The 18,073-nt window shown below is 71.6% G+C and carries 18 protein-coding genes; 5 read left to right on the top strand and 13 right to left on the bottom strand.

Annotated features, from left to right (window positions below; all coding sequences use genetic code 11):
• Nucleotides 1-98 precede the first annotated feature (98 nt).
• Nucleotides 99-1,145 (bottom strand): LLM class flavin-dependent oxidoreductase, encoded by a 1,047-nt coding sequence (locus ACIO6U_RS28970; RefSeq protein ID WP_355344150.1) that lies wholly within the window; start codon nt 1,143-1,145, stop codon nt 99-101.
• A 195-nt stretch (nt 1,146-1,340) separates the two neighbouring features.
• Here ACIO6U_RS28970 and ACIO6U_RS28965 point away from each other — a divergent pair, with 195 nt between their 5' ends.
• Nucleotides 1,341-1,664: an ATP/GTP-binding protein gene (locus ACIO6U_RS28965; RefSeq protein WP_355344147.1), complete on the top strand. Its 324-nt coding sequence runs from the start codon at nt 1,341-1,343 to the stop codon at nt 1,662-1,664.
• 136 nt (nt 1,665-1,800) lie between these two features.
• On the opposite strand, the gene ACIO6U_RS28960 is transcribed toward ACIO6U_RS28965, so the two are convergent.
• The 7 genes from ACIO6U_RS28960 to mce all read right to left on the bottom strand — a co-directional run bounded on the left by ACIO6U_RS28960 (nt 1,801) and on the right by mce (nt 11,308).
• Nucleotides 1,801-2,718, bottom strand: a complete 918-nt coding sequence (locus tag ACIO6U_RS28960; RefSeq protein ID WP_391044602.1) for an ABC transporter permease — start codon at nt 2,716-2,718, stop codon at nt 1,801-1,803.
• Nucleotides 2,715-3,932 (bottom strand): ABC transporter ATP-binding protein, encoded by a 1,218-nt coding sequence (locus ACIO6U_RS28955; RefSeq protein ID WP_401723546.1) that lies wholly within the window; start codon nt 3,930-3,932, stop codon nt 2,715-2,717. The genes ACIO6U_RS28960 and ACIO6U_RS28955 overlap by 4 nt, the downstream gene beginning before the upstream one ends.
• Nucleotides 3,933-4,105: 173 nt before the next feature.
• Complete coding sequence (locus ACIO6U_RS28950; RefSeq protein WP_355344138.1) at nt 4,106-4,879, bottom strand: ABC transporter permease; 774 nt, start codon at nt 4,877-4,879, stop codon at nt 4,106-4,108.
• 1 nt (nt 4,880) lies between these two features.
• Entirely contained in the window at nt 4,881-5,891 is a 1,011-nt protein-coding gene (locus ACIO6U_RS28945) for an ATP-binding cassette domain-containing protein (RefSeq protein ID WP_355344135.1), read from the bottom strand.
• A gap of 181 nt (nt 5,892-6,072) precedes the next feature.
• The gene (locus ACIO6U_RS28940; RefSeq protein WP_188281921.1) at nt 6,073-7,011 is read right to left on the bottom strand and encodes a cellulose-binding protein; all 939 of its coding nucleotides are present in this window, start codon (nt 7,009-7,011) and stop codon (nt 6,073-6,075) included.
• A gap of 103 nt (nt 7,012-7,114) precedes the next feature.
• Nucleotides 7,115-10,657, bottom strand: coding sequence for a polarized growth protein Scy (gene scy / locus ACIO6U_RS28935; protein ID WP_401723541.1), 3,543 nt, complete (start codon nt 10,655-10,657; stop codon nt 7,115-7,117).
• 180 nt (nt 10,658-10,837) lie between these two features.
• The gene (gene mce / locus ACIO6U_RS28930) at nt 10,838-11,308 is read right to left on the bottom strand and encodes a methylmalonyl-CoA epimerase (RefSeq protein WP_355349668.1); all 471 of its coding nucleotides are present in this window, start codon (nt 11,306-11,308) and stop codon (nt 10,838-10,840) included.
• A 140-nt stretch (nt 11,309-11,448) separates the two neighbouring features.
• On the opposite strand from mce, the gene ACIO6U_RS28925 reads away from it, so the two are divergent.
• A complete protein-coding gene (locus tag ACIO6U_RS28925; RefSeq protein WP_401306279.1) occupies nt 11,449-12,648 on the top strand; it encodes an acetyl-CoA C-acetyltransferase in 1,200 nt (399 codons plus the stop codon).
• Between the two features lie 95 nt (nt 12,649-12,743).
• Complete coding sequence (gene meaB, locus ACIO6U_RS28920; RefSeq protein WP_355349662.1) at nt 12,744-13,718, top strand: methylmalonyl Co-A mutase-associated GTPase MeaB; 975 nt, start codon at nt 12,744-12,746, stop codon at nt 13,716-13,718.
• A gap of 43 nt (nt 13,719-13,761) precedes the next feature.
• On the opposite strand, the gene ACIO6U_RS28915 is transcribed toward meaB, so the two are convergent.
• Genes ACIO6U_RS28915 through ACIO6U_RS28895 form a run of 5 tightly spaced genes read right to left on the bottom strand, consistent with a single transcriptional unit; the run spans nt 13,762 to nt 17,216 of the window.
• A complete protein-coding gene (locus tag ACIO6U_RS28915) occupies nt 13,762-14,250 on the bottom strand; it encodes a MarR family transcriptional regulator (RefSeq protein WP_355349659.1) in 489 nt (162 codons plus the stop codon).
• A 55-nt stretch (nt 14,251-14,305) separates the two neighbouring features.
• Nucleotides 14,306-15,085, bottom strand: a complete 780-nt coding sequence (locus tag ACIO6U_RS28910) for an AIM24 family protein (RefSeq protein WP_391044824.1) — start codon at nt 15,083-15,085, stop codon at nt 14,306-14,308.
• A gap of 11 nt (nt 15,086-15,096) precedes the next feature.
• A complete protein-coding gene (locus tag ACIO6U_RS28905; protein WP_355349656.1) occupies nt 15,097-15,747 on the bottom strand; it encodes an AIM24 family protein in 651 nt (216 codons plus the stop codon).
• The gene (locus ACIO6U_RS28900; protein ID WP_355349653.1) at nt 15,747-16,385 is read right to left on the bottom strand and encodes an AIM24 family protein; all 639 of its coding nucleotides are present in this window, start codon (nt 16,383-16,385) and stop codon (nt 15,747-15,749) included. The genes ACIO6U_RS28905 and ACIO6U_RS28900 overlap by 1 nt, the downstream gene beginning before the upstream one ends.
• Nucleotides 16,386-16,391: 6 nt before the next feature.
• A complete protein-coding gene (locus ACIO6U_RS28895) occupies nt 16,392-17,216 on the bottom strand; it encodes a DUF2127 domain-containing protein (RefSeq protein ID WP_355349651.1) in 825 nt (274 codons plus the stop codon).
• A 210-nt stretch (nt 17,217-17,426) separates the two neighbouring features.
• On the opposite strand from ACIO6U_RS28895, the gene ACIO6U_RS28890 reads away from it, so the two are divergent.
• Nucleotides 17,427-17,771, top strand: coding sequence for a DUF3817 domain-containing protein (locus ACIO6U_RS28890; RefSeq protein ID WP_401723535.1), 345 nt, complete (start codon nt 17,427-17,429; stop codon nt 17,769-17,771).
• Nucleotides 17,768-18,061, top strand: a complete 294-nt coding sequence (locus ACIO6U_RS28885; protein WP_189873200.1) for an MTH1187 family thiamine-binding protein — start codon at nt 17,768-17,770, stop codon at nt 18,059-18,061. Before ACIO6U_RS28890 ends, ACIO6U_RS28885 begins: the two co-directional genes overlap by 4 nt.
• Nucleotides 18,062-18,073: the final 12 nt, after the last annotated feature.

Here is an 18,073-nt window from a genome sequence, read left to right as displayed (position 1 = left end):
TAACGCCCCGCCCGGCGAACACCGCCGGTCACGGCCCTAGCGCGCACTGGGCGTCGGCACAATGCGGCCCGCTCCCGCAACCGGACCCGCCCGCGTAATCAGGCCAGTTCCGGGAGCACGTCGGCGCCCAGCCTGGCCACATTGTCCAAGGTGGCGGTGAGGTCCCCCGAGCCCTCCACCAGGAGGGCGAACCGGGTGATACCGGTCCGTTCCGCGGTCGCCGCGAGGCGGTCGGCACACAGCCGCGGCGGACCCACCGGGTGCAGATCACAGAGCAGTTCGGTGTAGGCGTGCGGGTCGCGCATGGCCCGCGCGCTGCCGTCCACCGTGCGGTGGGCGCCGAGCCCGCGCTGGAGCCAGCCGGGCATCGACTTGAGCAGCGTCTCCACCGCGTCCGACCTGGTGTCCCCGACCTGGGCCACGCCCGCCGAGACATGACCGGCGGCCGACACGGCGTCGGGGCAGTGCCCGGCGGCCAGCGCCGTCTCCCGCCAGACCGCCACCATCGCGGCCTTCTCCTCGTCCCCGCAGTGCATCCCCAGCAGCATCGGCAGCCCGCGCTCCGCGGCCAGCCGGACGGTGGCGGGGGAGGTGCAGGCGACCACGACGGGCGGCCCCGAGCCCGCCACCGGCTCCGCCGCCGGGTCGTACAGCTCGTCGGGGCGCGGTACGACGGACACCTCGCGGAAGGCGTAGCGCGGACCGTCCGCGCCGACCGCGGGCTCGCGCAGCCAGCGCAGCAGCAGGTCGAGCGATTCGGGGAAACCGGCCTCGAAGGCGGCCAGTCCGGTGCCGAAGACCTCCAGGTCCACCCACGGGCCGCCGCGGCCGACCCCGAGGGTGAAGCGTCCGCCGGACGCCAGGTGCAGCAGCGCGGCCTGTTCGCCCAGCGCCACCGGATGCGCGGTCGGCAGCACGCTCACCGCGGTGCCCACGCCGATCCGCCGCGTACGCCCGAGCAGCAGCCCGGCGAGGGTGACGGCCGACGGGCACACGCCGTACGGGACGAAGTGGTGCTCTGCCAGCCATACCGTGTCAAGTCCCGCGGCGTCAGCGGCCTCGGCCGAGGATATCGCCCGGTGCAGCGCCTCTCCCTGGCCCTGACCGGGGAACTGGGCCGCTATGACGAAAGTCCCAACTCGCATTGCTCATCCCTCCTCCCTTGGTAACGCTTGGCACGTGCCAAAGGCACGGCTTTCTGGGACGTTTTCATGATTTTCGGCAGTCATATCGGAGATGAGCCGTTCTGGTGTGCGCGAGGCGGGTGTTCCGGTATGGACCGACCGGCCGCGTACCCTTGACGGAGAGTCCGCGAAGCCCAGCAGAGCGCGAGGTGTCCCGTGTCGCCGCGTCGAAACCGCCCGCCCGGCGGAGGCCGCCCCGCCGACCGTACGGAGCAGCAGGAGTCGGGGTTCGGCGCCGGCAGCACCGTGGAGTGGCAGGGCGAGGAGTGGGTGGTGCGCCCGGTCGCGGGCAGCGCCTCCGGCAAGCACTACCGCTGCCCCGGCTGCGACCAGGAGATCCCGCCCGGCGTCGGGCACGTGGTGGCCTGGCGGGAGTACGGGGGAGTGGACGACCGGCGGCACTGGCACCGGGCGTGCTGGAACGCGAGGGACCGCCGCACCAGCAAGGTGCAGCGGTCCCGTAACGCCCCCCGGCACTGAACCGGGGCCATGTCCGGCGGCGGCTGAAGCGGCTGAGCCGTCCGGTACGCCTCGGGCGGCGCCGGTGTTCAGACGCCCCTGACGCTCAGACGTTGCTGACGCTCAGACGTTGCTGACGCTCAGACGTTCCTGGCGCTCAGACGTCCCTGCTGTTGAGGGTCGCGTACGCCGCTCCCAGCAGCACCGCCGTGACGCAGGCCAGCGTGATGAGCTGGGGCAGGCCGTTCTGGTCGCCCTCGCCGATCATCGGGAAGTGGTACAGCGAGGCCAGCGAGTTGGGCGCGGAGAACCGCACCAGCTTGTCGCGGGCCCCGTCCAGGCTGGACGGCAGGAAGATCGCGATCAGCAGCGGCAGCAGGACGACGCCCAGCATGGTGGTGATCGCCCCGGCCGAGTGCCGCAGCAGCGTGCCGACGGCGAGCGCCAGCAGGCCGAGCAGCGCCACGTAGAGGCCGACGCCGACGGTCGCGCCCAGCCATTCGGTGCCGCTCGCGGCGGTCACGCCGTCCTTGATGACGACGCCCGGGTGCGGGTCCTCCAGGTCGTATCCGGAGACCCGCTTGCCGGACATCACGCTCCAACTGATGAGCGCGGTCATCGTGCAGGCGACCGTGGTGGTCACGAAAGACAGCAGGAAGAAGACGATCGCCTTCGCCGTCAGGACCCGCGAGCGCCGCGGGCACGCGGTCAGGGTGGTACGGATCATGCCGGTGCCGTACTCGGAGGTGATCACCAGCACGCCCAGCGTGATGATCGCCAACTGGCCCAGGATCAGGCCGAACAGGCCGGGCGCGAGCACCGGCACGCTGGTGTCGTTGCTGTGGTCGATCGGCACGACCACCAGCAGATTGATGCCGATGACCAGGACGAGCATCACGCCGAGCGTCCACACCGTGGAGCGCACCGTCCGGATCTTCGTCCACTCCGAGCGCACCGCCTGCCCGAGGGTGGTCTGCGCGACCGGCAACTGCGAGGCGAACTGCGGCTGCGGCGGCTGCTGTTGCTGGTAGCCGCCGTGGGGGGCGGAGGCCGGGAACTGGGCCGGGGCGGTCATCGGGCGTCCTCGCTGTCGGACTTGTCCATGTTCAGGGCGGCGGGTGCGGCGGGCTGAGGTGCGGGAGCGGCGGGAGCGGCCGGCGGCGGCTGGGGAGCGTACGACTGCTGCGGTACGGGCGCGGCCACCGGCTGCTGCTGGTACCCCCAGCCGGGCTGCTGCTGCCCGTAACCCGGCTGCCCGTACGGCTGTTGCTGCCCGTACGGCTGCTGCCAGCCCTGCGCTCCCGGCGGCGGCGCGTAGCCGCCGGGGCCCTGGACGGCGTACGGCGCCGCGTGCTGGAGGCCCTGGCGCGGGTCCTGCGTCGAGCGGTAGTCGACCGCGCCGCTGGTCAGGCGCATGTACGCCTCCTCCAACGACGCCTGGTGCGGCGACAGTTCCCAGATCCGGACCTCGGCGTCGTACGCGATGTCGCTGATCCTGGGCAGTTCGAGGCCGGTGACGCGCAGCGCGCCGTCCTGCTCCGGCTGTACGGCGGCGCCCGCGTCGGTGAGCGCCTTGCTGAACTTCTCCCGCTCACCGCCCTCGGCGGGCGTGCGGACCAGCGCGTAGCCGGTCGAGTGGTGCGCGATGAAGTCCTTGACGCTCATGTCGGCGAGCAGTTGGCCGCGGCCGATGACGATGAGGTGGTCGGCGGTCAGCGCCATCTCGCTCATCAGGTGGCTGGAGACGAAGACCGTACGGCCCTCGCTCGCCAGCTTGCGCATCAGATTGCGCACCCAGTGGATGCCCTCGGGGTCGAGGCCGTTGACCGGCTCGTCGAAGAGCAGCACCTCCGGGTCGCCGAGCAGCGCGCCCGCGATGCCGAGCCGCTGGCCCATGCCCAGCGAGAAGCCCTTCGAGCGGCGGGAGGCCACGTCCTGGAGGCCGACGACGCCCAGCACCTCGTCGACCCTGCGGGCCGGGATGCCGGAGAGCTGCGCCACACAGAGCAGGTGCTGGCGGGCGCTGCGGCCCCCGTGCACCGCCTTGGCGTCCAGCAGCGCGCCCACCTTGCGCGGCGCGTTCGGCAGCCGCCGGTACGGCACTCCGCCGATGGTCACCTGGCCGGAGGTCGGCTCGTCCAGGCCCAGGATCATCCGCATCGTCGTGGACTTGCCCGAGCCGTTCGGGCCGAGGAATCCGGTGACGGTGCCAGGCCGTACCTGGAACGACAGGTTGTACACGGCTGTTTTCGCGCCGTACTGCTTGGTCAGGCCGACTGCCTGGATCATGCTCCGCCCCTCGCTGCAACGGAGGCGACTCGCCCCCGTGAGGGAGGAAGCGTAGCCGGTGGGGGTTGGTTCCCCCCACAGTCCCCCAGAGTTGCACCCGGGAGGTGCCCCCATTGCGACAATCGGGACTCGGCCGACGTGCGGGGCCGCCCGGGAGGCGGCCCCCTACCGCGTCAGGCGTCGCGCTTGGCCAGCACCACGTAACCGCCGACCAGCGCCACGATCACCCAGATCGCCATGATGCCGATACCGCCCCAGGGGCCGTACGCGGTGTGGTCGCCCGAATCCGGCACCACCTGCATGATCTTCTGGCCCGCCTGGTCGGGGAGGTACCTGGCGAACGTCTTCACCTTCGGCACCGCCGACAGGATCGGCGAGACCAGGAAGAAGAACGGCATCAGGATGCCGAGACCCAGCATCGGGCTGCGCATCATCGCGGCGGCGCCGACGCACAGCAGCACCATCAGCGTCATGTAGAGCCCCGCGCCGAAGACGGCCCGCAGCACCCCCGAGTCGCTGATCGACGTCTTGTGCGAGCCGAGCAGCGCCTGGCCGAGGAAGAACGCGACGAAGCTGGTGGCCATGCCGACCACCAGGCCCAGCAGGCCCGCGATGGCGACCTTGCAGAAGTAGAACATCCCGCGCTGCGGGACGGCCGCCAGCGAGGTGCGGATCATGCCGGTGCTGTACTCGCTGGAGATCACCAGCACACCGAAGACGATCAGTGCCAACTGGCCGAGCGACATGCCGAAGAAGCTGGTGTTCGTGGCGTCGAAGGTCGCCCTGTCCGTGGCGGACCTGTCGTGGAAGGTGTTGTTGACCACCAGACAGATCAGCGCGCCCAGACCCACGGTGACGATGAAGGCGAGCGCCAGCGTCCAGACCGTGGAACGTACCGACTTGATCTTCGTCCACTCCGACTGGAGGACGGCGGTAGGAGACGCCATGTCAGTTCCCCTTCCCGGAGCCGGAGTTGCGCCAGTCCGCACCCCACTGCGGGGCGGGGGCGCCGGGTTGCGGCGCGGCACCACCCGGACCGGGCGGCGGCGCGAGCACACCGCCCGCGTGGTACTCCACCGAGTCCGCGGTGAGCTGCATGAACGCTTCCTCCAACGATGCCCGCTGCGGGCTGAGTTCGTGCAGCACCACCTGATGCTGCGCGGCCAGCTCGCCGAGCTGCGCCGTGTCGCCGTCCTGGATCTCGAACGTGCCGTCACTCGTGGTCACCGGGGTGAACCCCGCCGTGGCCAGCACGTCCTTCAGCCGCTCCGGCTGGGGGGTGCGAATCCGCACGTAGGAGCGGGAGTTCTTCTCGATGAAGTCGGCCATCGAGGTGTCGGCCATCAGCCGGCCGCGGCCGATCACGATCAGATGCTCGGCGGTCAGCGCCATCTCGCTCATCAGGTGGCTGGAGACGAAGACCGTACGGCCCTGCGCGGCCAGCCCCTTCATGAGGTTGCGGATCCAGTGGATGCCCTCGGGGTCGAGACCGTTGACCGGCTCGTCGAACATCAGGATCTCGGGGTCGCCGAGCAGCGCGCCCGCGATGCCGAGCCGCTGGCCCATGCCCAGCGAGAAGCCCTTGGAACGTTTCTTCGCCACGGCCGTCAGACCGACCGTCTCCAGCACCTCGTCCACCCGGTGCCGCGGAATGCGGTTGGACTGCGCCAGGCACAGCAGATGGTTGTACGCCGTCCGCCCGCCGTGGATGGCCTTGGCGTCCAGCAGTGCGCCGATGTACTTCAGCGGCTCGCTGAGCTGCGCGTAGTGCTGACCGTCGATGCGTACGTTGCCCGACGTCGGGTTGTCCAGCCCGAGCATCATGCGCATCGTCGTGGACTTGCCCGCGCCGTTGGGCCCGAGGAAGCCGGTCACCACGCCGGGGCGCACGGTGAAGGTCAGATTGTCGACGGCGGTCTTGTCCCCGTACCGCTTGGTGAGCCCCTGCAACTCAATCATGGTGGCGAGGCTAGCAACCGCCCCGGAGTAAACCGAAACCCCCGCCCGGGATGGGCGGGGGTGTCGGGCGACCCGTCGGCGAACGTTCAGCCCGTGTTCAGAGGCTTCAGCCCGTGTTCAGACGCTCTGGCCCTTCCTTCGGCCGTGGCTCCTGACCGGGCCCGAGCTTCCGATCGGGAGATCAGCGGGACTGCTGCGCCGGGACGCCACGCGAGATCGGCTCGTCGTCGGCCGGAGCACCGGCCGCGGCGACCGCGGCACCGGTCAGCGTCGCCAGCATCTCGCGGACGTTGGTGAGCTGAGCGTTGATGCTGTCGCGGCGGTTGGTGAGCGCCGCCAGCTCGCGCTCGGACTCGCTGCGGATCCGGTCGGCCTTCGCGTTCGCGTCCGCGACGATGTCCTCGGACTGACGCTGAGCGGTCTCCACCGTCTGACGCGCGCGACGCTCGGCGTCGGTGCGCAGCTTCTCCGCCTCCAGGCGGAGCTGCTCGGCGCGGTGCTCGATCTCCGCCAGGCGCTTCTCGGCCTTGGCCTGACGGCCCGCCAGGTCACGCTCGGACTGCTCGCGGCGCTTGGCCAGGTTCGTCTCGAAGTCCGCGGCGGCCTGGGCGGCCTTGGCGCGGGTCTCCTCGAAGAGGGCGTCCGCCTCCTCGCGCTTGTTCTGCGCGTCCTTCGTGGCGTCGGCGCGGAGCTGCGAAGCGTCGCCCTTCGCCTTGTCGACGATACGGACGCCCTCGTCCTCGGCCTTCGACTTGCGGTCGGCGGCGAACGCCTCCGCGTCGTTGCGCACCTGGTTGGCGGCCGACTCGGCCAGCTCGCGGTGCTGCTCGGCGGCGCGGCGGGCCTCCTCGCGCAGGTCCTTCGCCTCCTCCTCGGCGAGGCGCAGGATCTTCTCGACACGGGCACCGAGACCCGCGTACGACGGCTCCGAGTCATTGACCTGGGCCTGGGCGTTCTGGGTTTCGAGGTGCAACTCCTCGATGCGCTTCTCCAGCGCGGTGATCCTCGTCAGTGCGCTGTCACGGTCGGCGACGAGCTTCGTGATGCGGTCGTCCACCTGTCCGCGGTCGTATCCGCGCCGAACGAGCTCGAAGCCGAAGGGGGAGGAAGTGTCGCTCATGGGGATCCTGTCGATTCAGACCGGTTGAGGTGATAGGGGGAATCCTAGGGGCCCAGGCGGCGTGTCACCGAGCCATTGCCTATTAGGTATGGAGAATGTCCGCTCAATCGAGTGGAGCATCGTCGATGCGCTTGCCACTCGAACGAGTGGTTCCCGCGCCCGCACCAGCGGTGACACCGCCACCGGGTGCCTCGAACGACTCCAGCGCCTCCAGCACGTCCTGGACGCGAGAGATCTCCGCGTTGATGTCTTCTCTGCGGCGCACGAGGATCTCCAGCTCTCGTCTGCCCTCGGTCACGATGCGATCGGCTTCGCTGCGGGCCTCCCCCTTGACCCGCTCGGCCTCGCGCTCGGCCTCGGCCTTCTTCTGCTCGGCCTCCTTCAGGAGGCCCTCGACCTTCTTCACCGCGGCGATACGGACCTTGCTCGCCTCGGAGGTGGCCGTGGACTTGATCTCGGCGGCCTTCTGCTCCGCCTCGGCGAGCTGCTCGGTGGCGGCGGTGACCAGCTTGTCGACCCGCTCGCCGACGGTCTTCATCGCCTCCGCGGCCTCCTTGCGGGCCCGGTCGTGCAGCTCCTCGACCTCGGACTCCACGCGCTGGCGCAGCTCCTCGGTACGTTCCCTTATGGCCGTCGCGTCGTGCCTGGCCTCGCCGAGCATGGTGTCCGCGTCGGTCCGCGCCCGCTCGACCAGGCTGTTGCCCTCCGCCGTCGCCTCGTTGACCAGCCGCTCGGCCTCGCCGCGGGCCGCGCCGACCATCGCGTCGGCCTGCTCCTCGGCCGTCGCCGCGGTCCTGCGGGCCTCCGCCTGCGCCTTGCCGATCAGCTCGTCCGCCTGCTCCGCGGCCTCGCTGCGGCGCTTGTTGGCCGCCTCGCGCGCCTCGTCGAGGACGCGCTGCGAATGCGTCCGCGCCTCCTCGGCCTCGCGCTCCGCGGTGTCCAGCGCGTCCTTGGCGAGGATACCGAGCCGTTCGGCCTCCTCGCGGGCCTTGGTGACCAACTGGTCGGCCTGGCCCGCCGCGTCGGTACGCATCCGGTTGGCGTCGTCGCGGGCCTCGGCGCGCAGCCGGTCGGACTCCTCGATCGCCTCGGTGACCGTACGGTCGGCCAACTGCCGTGCCGCGTCGGCCTCTTCCTGGCTCTCCCGGCGGATCCGCGCCGAGTCCTCCGACGCCCGCTCCCGCTCGGAGTTGGCGTCCGCGCGCAGCCGGTCCGCCTCGCCCTGGGCCTCGCCGCGCACCCGCTGGGCCGCGTGCTCGGCCGCCGAGCGGAGCCCGGCGATCTCCTCCTCGGCCTCCTGGTGCAGATGCGCGACCGAGTCGCGGACCTGCTGCGCGGTGGCCTCGGCCGCCGCGACCGCCTCCGCGGCCCGCTGGTCGGCCTCCGCGCCCAGCCGGTCGGCCTCCGCCGCCGCGTCCTCGACGCGCTTGCGGGCGGCGGCCAGCAACTCCTCGCTCTCGCGGCGGGCCTGCGCGCGCTCCTGCTCGGCCTCGCCGCGGGCGGCGCCCAGCAGCTCCTCGGCCTCGCGGCGGCGCCTGGCCGCCTCCTCCTGCGCGGCGGCCAGCGCCTCCGCGGCCTCCGTACCGAGCCGCTCGGCCGCCGCGGCGGCCTCCGCGCGGACCCGGTCCGCGTGCTCCTTGGCCTCCGCGCGCCGCTGCTCGGCCTCCGCCGCCGCCTCCGCCTGGAGCCGTACGGCGACGCTCTCGCCCTCCGCGCGGGTCTGCGCCGCGTCCGCCGCGGCCTCGTCCCGCAGCCGTACCGCCTCGGCCTCGGCCTGCTCCTGGAGGGTGCGGACCCGCTCGGCGGTCTCCTGGCGCAGCCGCTCGGCCTCCTCGGCGGCCTCCCGGCGCAGCCGCTCCGCCTCGGTGTCCGCGTCGCGCAGCGACTGCTCGGCGGCGGCGAGCCGGGCCTCGGCCTCCTCGCGGAGCCGTACCAGGTCGGTCTCGGCCTCCTCGCGCATCCGGGCGACGAGCGTCTCGCCCTCCGTGCGCTGCCGCTCGGCGGCCTGCTCGGCCTCCTCCTTGACCGTCGCGGCCTGCCGCTCCGCCTCCTGGCGCAGCTCCTCGGCCTCGGCGCGGGCGTGCTGGAGGGCCTCCTCGGCCTTGGTGTTCAGCGCGGAGGCCCGCTCGACGGACTCGGTCCGCATCCGGTCGGCCTCGGCGGCCGCGCCCTGCCGCAGCTCGTCGCCGTCGGCCTTCGCCTTGGCCAGCAGCTCCTCGGCGCGGCTCGCGGCCTCCTCGATCTGCTGGACGGCCTCCCTGCGGGCCTCACCGCGGATCCGCTCGCCCTCGGCGACCGCGTCGGCCCGCAGCTGCTCGGCCTCGCCGCGCAGCCGCCTGGCCTCCTCCTGGAGTTCGACGGTCCTGGCCCGGTACTCCTCGGTGTCGTCCTGGGCGGCGCCGCGCAGCTCCTGCGCGGACGCCTCGGCCTCGCTGCGCAGCCGCTCGGCCTCCGCCTCGGCCTCGCGCCGGATCCGCTCGGCCTCCTCGCCCGCCGACTTCGTGGTGGAGCGGGCGTCCTCCGACGCCTTGGTCAGGATCTCCTCGGCCGACCTGGCGGCCTGCGCCAGCTGGGCGGCGGCGTCCTCGGACGCGGCGGCGCGGGCGGTCTCCTGCGCCTCGGTACGGATGCGCTCGGCCTCGGCGCGGGCGTCGGCGACGGTCTGCTCGGCCTCGGCCTTGGCGCTGTCCACCTGCTTGGTGGCCTCGCCGACCATGCGGGCGATCTCGGCCCTGGCCGTACGGGTGCGCTGCTCGTTCTCCGTCTCGGTGGCCGCCAGGCGCTTGGCGGCGCCGGCCGTGGCCTCCTCGCGCAGCCGCTCGGCCTCCGCGCGGGCGGTGCGCAGCGCCTCGTCGGCCTCCCGCAGCCGCTCCTCGGCCAGCCGGGACAGCTCGATCGCCCGGCTTCTGGCCTCGTCGGACTCGCTGCGGGTGGAGGTGCGCAGCTGCTCGGCCTCGCTGGTGGCCTCCTGCGCCTGCGTCGAGGCGGCGGTCAGCAGCCGCTCGGCGTCGGTGCGGGCCCGGCGCAGCAGCTGCTCCGCCTCGTTGCGCGCGGCCTGCGCCTCCGAGGTCAGCCGCTCGCGGGTCTGCTCGGCGACCCGGGTGGCCTCGGCGCGGGCGGCGGCCAGCGCGGCCTCGGACTCGGCGCGGGTCTCGTCCAGCAGGCGGCGGGCCTGCGACTCGCTGCGGGCCCGCAGCTGCTCGGCCCACGCCACGTTCTCGTTGACGTGCGTCTCTACGGTCGCGCGGCGCTCGCCCAGCTCCTCGTCGAGCTGCCGCCGCCGGGCGATGGCCTCGGCGTGCCACTCCGCCTCGAAGCGGGCCTGGTGCTCGGCCTGCTCCTGGAGCAGCCGCTGGGTCTGGGCGCGGGCGTCGCGCAGCTCGCGCTCGGCGTCGGCGCGGAGCTGGTCGGCCTGGATCTGGGCGTTGCGCAGGAGCTGGTCGGCCTGGTGGCCGATGTTGTCGTAGGCAGGGCGGGACGCCAGATTGCGGCGCGCCTCGTGCAGCTTGGCGCGCAGCACCTCGACCTGGTATCCGAGGTCGTCGGCGTGGTCGACGGCCTTGCCCCGCTCGGTACGAAGCCGCTCCATCTCGGCTTCGAGCTGAGAGAGGTGGTCGTCAGCCTGGTAGCTGTCGTTGCCCCGCACTCCGCGGTCCCATCGGTCTCCTGGCGTACTCACCCGCCAACCGGGTGAGATTCCTCGTCACTCCGTTTGAAGACAGAGCTCTACGAAGAATGGTGTCAGATCAACGTCGCGGAGCGCGAGCGTACCCGCGTGCCCACCCCGGTCGGCCCGGTCACTCTACCGGGCAGGACGGGGGTTGGGTCAGTGGTCCCGGGAGCCCTTCGCTGTCTCTGCCGTGGTCTTTTCCGCCGAGGTGACCAGCTCGGTCAGTACGCCGTGGCAGTCCTTGGGGTGCAGGAACGTGATCCGGGAGTCCATCGAGCCCCTGCGCGGCTCGTCGTAGAGCACCCGTACGCCCTTGTCGCGGATCGCGGCGGAGTCGGCGTCCACGTCCGCGGTGCCGAAGGCGATGTGGTGCACGCCCTCGCCGTTCTTGGCCAGCCACTTGCCGACCGCGGAGTCCTCCCGGGTGGGCTCCAGGAGCTGGAGGTAGCTGGCGCCCCCGTCGGAGGTGCCGTTGATCCTGAGCATGGCCTCGCGTACGCCCTGCTCCTCGTTCACCTCGCTGTGCGCCACTTCGAAGCCGTAGGTGGCACGGTAGAACTCGACGGTCGCGTCCAGGTCGAAGCAGGCGATGCCGATGTGGTCGATGCGGGTCAGCCCAGTAGCCATGGACACAGTGCACCGCACCGGTATGTGGTCACGCAACGTGCGCGCCGTCACACGTTCCGACGGGTGACCGAGCGGCCTACCCCTCAGTACATTGACGATAACCCTCGTTAACTTCTCTCTTCAGCCGAAGGGGCCGCACCATGACCAGCCAGGCACGTACATCCGTGATCGTCGCAGGTGCCCGAACCCCGATGGGCAGGCTCCTGGGCAGCCTGCGCACCTTCTCCGGGTCGGACCTCGGCGGTGTCGCGATCAAGGCCGCGCTCGACCGCGCCGGAATCGGCGGCGACCAGGTGCAGTACGTGATCATGGGCCAGGTGCTCCAGGCGGGCGCGGGCCAGATCCCGGCCCGGCAGGCGGCGGTCAAGGCCGGCATCCCGATGAGCGTGCCCGCGCTCACCGTCAACAAGGTGTGCCTGTCCGGCCTCGACGCCATCGCGCTGGCCGACCAGCTCATCCGGGCCGGCGAGTTCGACATCGTGGTCGCGGGCGGCCAGGAGTCCATGACCAACGCCCCGCACCTGCTGCCCAAGTCCCGCGAGGGACACAAGTACGGCGCGATCGAGATGCTGGACGCGATGGCGTACGACGGGCTGACCGACGCCTTCGAGAACATCGCGATGGGCGAGTCGACCGAGACGCACAACGGGCGGCTCGGCATCGAGCGCGCCCCGCAGGACGAATTCGGCGCGCTGTCCCACCAGCGGGCCGCCGCCGCGCAGAAGAACGGCGTCTTCGACGCCGAGATCACCCCGGTGGAGATCCCGCAGCGCAAGGGCGACCCGGTGGTCTTCAGCCAGGACGAGGGCATCCGCCCCGAGACCACCGCCGAGTCGCTGGGCAAGCTGCGGCCCGCCTTCAAGAAGGACGGCACGATCACCGCCGGTACGGCCTCGCAGATCTCCGACGGCGCCGCCGCCGTGGTCGTCATGAGCCGCGCCAAGGCGGAGGAGCTGGGGCTGGAATGGCTCGCCGAGATCGGCGCCCACGGCAATGTCGCCGGCCCGGACAACTCGCTCCAGTCCCAGCCGTCCAACGCCATCAGGCACGCGCTCGGCAAGCAGGGCCTGACCGTGGACGACCTCGACCTCATCGAGATCAACGAGGCGTTCGCGGCCGTCGCCGTCCAGTCGATGAAGGACCTGGGCGTCACCCCTGAAAAGGTGAACGTGAACGGGGGCGCCATCGCCCTGGGCCACCCGATCGGCATGTCGGGAGCACGTATCGTGCTGCACCTGGCCCTCGAACTGAAGCGGCGCGGCGGCGGTACGGGAGCGGCGGCGCTGTGCGGCGGCGGCGGACAGGGCGACGCGCTGATCATCACGGTCGCGGGGAACTGACGGGCCCCGGCCCTTCGGCTCCACGGCTTTTCCGGGTTCTTCCCGGGTCTTTTCGGGCTTTTTCGGTAGTGAGCGGGAAGAGGGAGCGAACAGACGTGGTGGACGTCCTCACCTTGGTCGAGCAGGCGCGGCAGGGGCGGCCGAGGGCCGTGGCCCGGCTGATCTCGCTCGTGGAGGGGGCGTCCCCGCAACTCCGCGAGGTGATGGCCGCACTCGCGCCGCTGACCGGCGGCGCGTACGTGGTCGGCCTCACCGGGTCGCCGGGCGTCGGCAAGTCCACGTCGACCTCGGCGCTGGTCACCGCGTACCGCAAGGCGGGCAAGCGGGTCGGCGTCCTGGCCGTCGACCCGTCGTCGCCGTTCTCCGGCGGCGCCCTGCTCGGCGACCGCGTCCGTATGTCGGAGCACGCCTCCGACCCCGGCGTCTACATCCGCTCCATGGCCACCCGCGGCCACCTCGGCGGCCTCGCCTGGGCCGCCCCCCAGGCCATCCGGGTGCTGGACGCGGCGGGCTGCGACATCGTCCTCGTCGAGACCGTCGGCGTCGGGCAGTCCGAGGTCGAGATCGCCGCGCAGGCCGACACCTCCGTCGTGCTGCTCGCCCCCGGCATGGGCGACGGCATCCAGGCCGCCAAGGCCGGAATCCTGGAGATCGGCGACGTCTACGTGGTCAACAAGGCCGACCGCGACGGCGCCGACGCCACCGCCCGCGAGCTGAACCACATGCTCGGCCTCGGCGAAGCCCGCGAGGCGGGGGACTGGCGGCCCCCCATCGTCAAGACCGTCGCCGCGCGCGGCGAGGGCATCGACGAAGTCGTCGAAGCCCTGGAGAAGCACCGCGCCTGGATGGAGGAACGCGGCGTCCTGGCCACCCGCCGCCGGGCCCGCGCCGCCACCGAGGTCGAGCACATCGCCGTCACCGCCCTGCGCTCCCGCATCGGCGACCTCCGCGGCGACCAGCGCCTGGACTCCCTCGCCGAGCGCGTCACCGACGGCACCCTCGACCCCTACGCGGCGGCCGACGAACTGATCGCCGGCCTCACCTCGAACGAGCCCCGGGACCTCTCCTGAGCCCCTGAGGCACTGAGCCCCTGAGGCGCTGAGGCCCGCGGGGCTACTTCTCGCGGACCGTGCGGAGGTGGTCGGCCACCGGGGCCATGGCGCGGCGGTAGGTCGCGAGGTCCTCCGGCGCGATGAGGTCGATGAAGTGCGCGCGGACCGCGGCGACATGACGGGGGGCGACCTGGCGCATGGTGGCCCAGCCCTGGTCGGTGAGGACCGCGTAGAGACCGCGGCGGTCGGACTCGCAGTTCTCGCGGCGGACGAGACCGGCCGCCTCCATGCGGGTGATCTGGTGCGAGAGGCGGCTCTTGGACTGGAGCGTGGAGCGCGCCAGATCGCTCATGCGCAGCCGCCGCTCCTCGGCCTCGGAGAGGTTGACCAGGATCTCGTAGTCGTTGTTGGTCAGGCCGAAGGACTGGAGGTCCCGCTCGAGTTGGTACATGAGCAGCCGGCTGACGTCCAGATGGATGCGCCAGGCGCGCTGCTCGTCCTCGGTGAGCCAAGCCGTAGCGCTTTCAGCTTCTGCTGTCACGGTCTCCATAGAGTGAATTCTACCGGCGGTCACACCACGGATGATCGTCAGGGTAGCGGGACGGTCACCGTCCGAAACGGCCCTGCCCGGGTGCGCCCGCGCCGGGGACGCCGGGTCCGGCCTGTCCCGGCACGCCGCCGGTGTCGACCTCGGCCATCAGCGTCTCGGTGGACTGGAGCAGCACCTGCCCCGCGCCGACGAACTCGAACTGGTGCTCCTCGCCCGACGCCCCGCCGAGCCCGGTCATCGCGCGGATACCGCCGAGGACACCGCGCAGATACGCGTGGTCGTAGTGGTGGCAGGGGGACGGGCAGTCCGCCCAGCCGACCAGCGCCTGCGGGTCGACCCGGATCGGCGGCTCCACGAAGTGCACCGCGCCGTTGGACGCGGCCACGAACTTCCCCGTGCCGATCAGCGTCAGAAAGCCGGGAATGATCGACTGCTTGAGCGCCAGCGTGGGCTCGAAGGCCAGCAGATTCCCCGACCTGATGGTCAGATTGCCGTCCTCCAGATCGTACGAATTGATGTCGTACGACCGGTCGGCGAGCAGCATCTTGCCGCGCCCCTGCGCCACCACCCAGTCCGCGGCGTGCAGCGGCGAGTGGAAACTGGTGGCGACCAGCCGGTCCAGCGGGCCGTGCCCGATCGCGTGGAAGTCGACCTGCCCGTAATAGGCGATCATCTTCCCCTTCTGGAGGAACCACTGCCCGTCCAACTCCACGCAGAAGGCGTACGGGTTGACGTTGTCGTTCACCGGCAGCGTGTACGGGTCGTACACCACGGGACCGCCGCTGTCGCCCGGCGCGCCGCCCGGTACGCCGCCCCCCGGAGGGCCCCAGCCCATCGGACCGCCGCTCACAGCTTCTCCTCCGACGCCTGTACGTAGACCATTCCCTGCCCGGACAGCTCCAGTTGGAACGCCTCGCCCGAACCGCGCCCGACCATCTCGCGCCAGCCGAGCGCCGCGGACAGCTTGTTGCGTACGTCGCCGCGGTGGGCGACATACGCCTGCGGGTCGACGTGCACCGGGCGCTGCGGGGCGATGGGCAGTTCGATGACACCGCCGTGCGCCATGACGGCGACCGACCCCTTGCCCTGGAGCGTGGTGGTGAACAGGCCCTGCCCGGTGACCTGACCGCGTATGACGCCCATGACACCGCCCTGCGAACCCATGAACATGGTGCCCTGCCGGAGCGAGCCGTCGAAGGCGAGCAGCCGGTCGGCCTCGACGTACAGCGTCTCGCCCGCGAGGTCGATGGAGTGGATGTGGTGCCCGCCGTGCCCGAACATCACCGAGCCGTCGCCCTCGATGGTCATCAGCGGCGTCGCCTCGTTGGCGACCCGGCGGCCGATCATCGACATCACACCGCCCTGCCCGCCGGTGATGCTCGGCGTGAAGGAGACCTCCCCGCGGTACGCCAGCATCGCCCCGCGCTGGCTGAACATCCGCTGACCCGGGGCGATCGCGGCCTCCACCATCTTGGAGTTGATCCTGGTGAACGGCATCAGAGCTGACCCCCGATCGTGGTGCGCTCGCTGGGCTGCACGTACACCAGCCCCTCGCCCTCGAAGCGGATCTGGAAGCTCTCGCCCGACCCCTCGCCGATCACCGTGCGCCAGCCCACCGACTGCTGGAGCTGCTGCCGCAGATTCCCGGTGTGCGCGATATACGCGCCCGGGTCCACGATCAGCGGCGTCGCGGCCGACACCCGCAACACGATCGCGGGCCCGTCGGACATCACGGCCGCCTGCCCGGTGCCCTCGACGGTCGTGGTGAACAGGCCGTTGCCCTGCGAGGCGCCGCGCAGCCCGGTGAAGGTGGTGCCGGTGCGCAGCGCGGAGTCGGTGGCCAGCAGATTGCTCGCCTCGACGTACAGCTTCTCGCCGTTCAGCCGGACCAGATTGATCTCGGTGGCCCGGTCGGCGAAGTAGCACGTGCCGTGCCCCTTCACCTCCATGACGGCCATCGACTCACCGGTGATCCGGCGGGTGACCAGGCCGCGCAGGCCCTCGCCGCCGCCGGTCATCTTCTTGAACGTCATCTCGCCCTCATAGGCGACCATCGCGCCGTTCTTCGCCTTGACGGTGTCGCCGGTGAGGTCCACGGCGAGCACCCGGGTGCCCTGGAGCCGGAAGCGTGGCATCGCGGATCAGACGCCGTCCGCCGTGGACCGCTGCCGCACCGGCAGCGGCGGCTTGGGCGCGTGGTCGCCCGGCACCTCGCCCGCGGCCTCCTCGACCTCCAGCAGCGACGCGCTCCGGCGCTCGGCCTCGAACGCCTTGTGGCCGCCGCGCAGCCCGAACAGCCGCTTGCCGAGCAGGATGTAGAGGACGGCCAGCACATTGAGCGTGATCGTGGCGACCTTGAACCAACTGACCCGCTCGGTCAGCTCGTAGCCCTCGATCGGCAGGAACGCGGCGGTCGCCACCACCGCCAGATACTCCGCCCAGCGCTTGCCCCACCACAGGCCGAAGCCCTCGATGATCTCGATCAGCGCGTACGCCAGCAGCAGCGCGGCGACGAGCTGGAGGGTGGAGTGCTTGTAGTCGAACGTCTTGCGGATGGTGTCGACGACCGGCGAGTGGTCCAGGTCGTAGTGGAAGTGCTCGGCGACCGGCTTGAAGACGGTGAGGTCCTTCTCGAACAGGTCGCGCACCGCGTTCTGCGAGTTGCTGAACCGCCAGACCGCCCAGGCGGCGATCAGGACCAGCAGGCCGCGCAGGATTCGCTCGACGGCCAGGAAGCGCAGGATGAACAGGTCGCGCAGCGCCCGGCCGCGCGGCACCTCGGGGGCGCGGTCGGCGGGGCCGGCGCCGTGCGGGTCGCCGAGGACGAAGTCGCCGCAGCGCAGACAGCGCCACACCGTGCCGACGGCGGTGCTCGCGTGCAGCTTCTGCCGCAGGTGGTTCTCGTCGGGCGCGTAGGTGATGTGCCCCTTGCGGGCGCAGTGCCGCCGGTCCCAGTCCATCGTCATCGTGTCTCGGTCCCCGTTGGGTGGTCGGTCAGGTCGTGCGGATCACGTCGTGCGGGTGGTGCGTACGGGTCGTGTCGTGGACAGGGACGCTATCGCCCGTCCCGCGGTTTCCTACCCCCGGGGCGGACCATCGATACGGGCCGGTGATAATGGGGTGGTCTTGTGATCACGTTCACAAGCCTGTTTCCCGTCACCGACAGTGAGGTTCTCGTGGACCTGAAGACCGCCACCGCCCTGCGCAGACTCCGTCTGATCTCCGCCCCGGAAGCGGTGTCGTTCCTGCTGCTGATGGTCTGCTCGGTGCTCAAGCGGACCACCGACTTCAACGCGGTGCCCGTCATGGGCATGGTGCACGGAGTCCTGTTCGTCCTCTACGTCGTCTTCTGGGCGGACGCCTGGCGCCGCGCCAAGTGGTCGCCGGCCCGCGGCGCCCTCTTCTTCGTGCTGTCCGTCCTGCCCACCGGCGGCTTCTTCGCCGAGCGGATGCTGCGCCGCGAGTCCGAGGAGTCGGTCATGGCCGCGCGCGGCGCTCAGGGCGAGGCGGTCGGCGCATGATCGTCGCCTTCTCCGTCACCCCGCTGGGCGTCGGCGAGGACGTCGGCGAGTACGTGGCCGACGCCGTCCGCGTGGTCCGCGAGTCCGGGCTGCCGAACCGTACGGACGCGATGTTCACCTCCGTCGAGGGGGAGTGGGACGAGGTGATGGACGTCGTACGGCGGGCCGTCGCCGCGGTCGAGGCGCGTGCGCCCCGGGTGTCGCTGGTCCTCAAGGCCGACATCAGGCCAGGCGTGACGGACGGACTGACCTCGAAGGTCGAGACGGTGGAGCGCCACCTCTCCGAGTAGCGGAGCGGCGGG

It is taken from the genome of Streptomyces sp. NPDC087422, from assembly GCF_044744145.1.
GTDB lineage: Bacteria > Actinomycetota > Actinomycetes > Streptomycetales > Streptomycetaceae > Actinacidiphila.
The sequence above is the reverse complement of the archived record's forward strand: the minus strand, read 5'-3'. Positions and strand labels throughout refer to the sequence as shown.

What these genes read in the sequence shown, in the direction of transcription:
- ACIO6U_RS28970 (WP_355344150.1), bottom strand. Translation starts at nt 1,145, where the DNA reads ATGCGAGTTGGGACTTTCGTCATAGCGGCCCAGTTCCCCGGTCAGGGC.
- ACIO6U_RS28960 (WP_391044602.1), bottom strand. Translation starts at nt 2,718, where the DNA reads ATGACCGCCCCGGCCCAGTTCCCGGCCTCCGCCCCCCACGGCGGCTAC.
- ACIO6U_RS28955 (WP_401723546.1), bottom strand. Translation starts at nt 3,932, where the DNA reads ATGATCCAGGCAGTCGGCCTGACCAAGCAGTACGGCGCGAAAACAGCC.
- ACIO6U_RS28950 (WP_355344138.1), bottom strand. Translation starts at nt 4,879, where the DNA reads ATGGCGTCTCCTACCGCCGTCCTCCAGTCGGAGTGGACGAAGATCAAG.
- ACIO6U_RS28945 (WP_355344135.1), bottom strand. Translation starts at nt 5,891, where the DNA reads ATGATTGAGTTGCAGGGGCTCACCAAGCGGTACGGGGACAAGACCGCC.
- ACIO6U_RS28940 (WP_188281921.1), bottom strand. Translation starts at nt 7,011, where the DNA reads ATGAGCGACACTTCCTCCCCCTTCGGCTTCGAGCTCGTTCGGCGCGGA.
- mce (WP_355349668.1), bottom strand. Translation starts at nt 11,308, where the DNA reads ATGGCTACTGGGCTGACCCGCATCGACCACATCGGCATCGCCTGCTTC.
- ACIO6U_RS28925 (WP_401306279.1), top strand. Translation starts at nt 11,449, where the DNA reads ATGACCAGCCAGGCACGTACATCCGTGATCGTCGCAGGTGCCCGAACC.
- ACIO6U_RS28915 (WP_355349659.1), bottom strand. Translation starts at nt 14,250, where the DNA reads ATGGAGACCGTGACAGCAGAAGCTGAAAGCGCTACGGCTTGGCTCACC.
- ACIO6U_RS28910 (WP_391044824.1), bottom strand. Translation starts at nt 15,085, where the DNA reads ATGGGCTGGGGCCCTCCGGGGGGCGGCGTACCGGGCGGCGCGCCGGGC.
- ACIO6U_RS28905 (WP_355349656.1), bottom strand. Translation starts at nt 15,747, where the DNA reads ATGCCGTTCACCAGGATCAACTCCAAGATGGTGGAGGCCGCGATCGCC.
- ACIO6U_RS28900 (WP_355349653.1), bottom strand. Translation starts at nt 16,385, where the DNA reads ATGCCACGCTTCCGGCTCCAGGGCACCCGGGTGCTCGCCGTGGACCTC.
- ACIO6U_RS28895 (WP_355349651.1), bottom strand. Translation starts at nt 17,216, where the DNA reads ATGACGATGGACTGGGACCGGCGGCACTGCGCCCGCAAGGGGCACATC.
- ACIO6U_RS28885 (WP_189873200.1), top strand. Translation starts at nt 17,768, where the DNA reads ATGATCGTCGCCTTCTCCGTCACCCCGCTGGGCGTCGGCGAGGACGTC.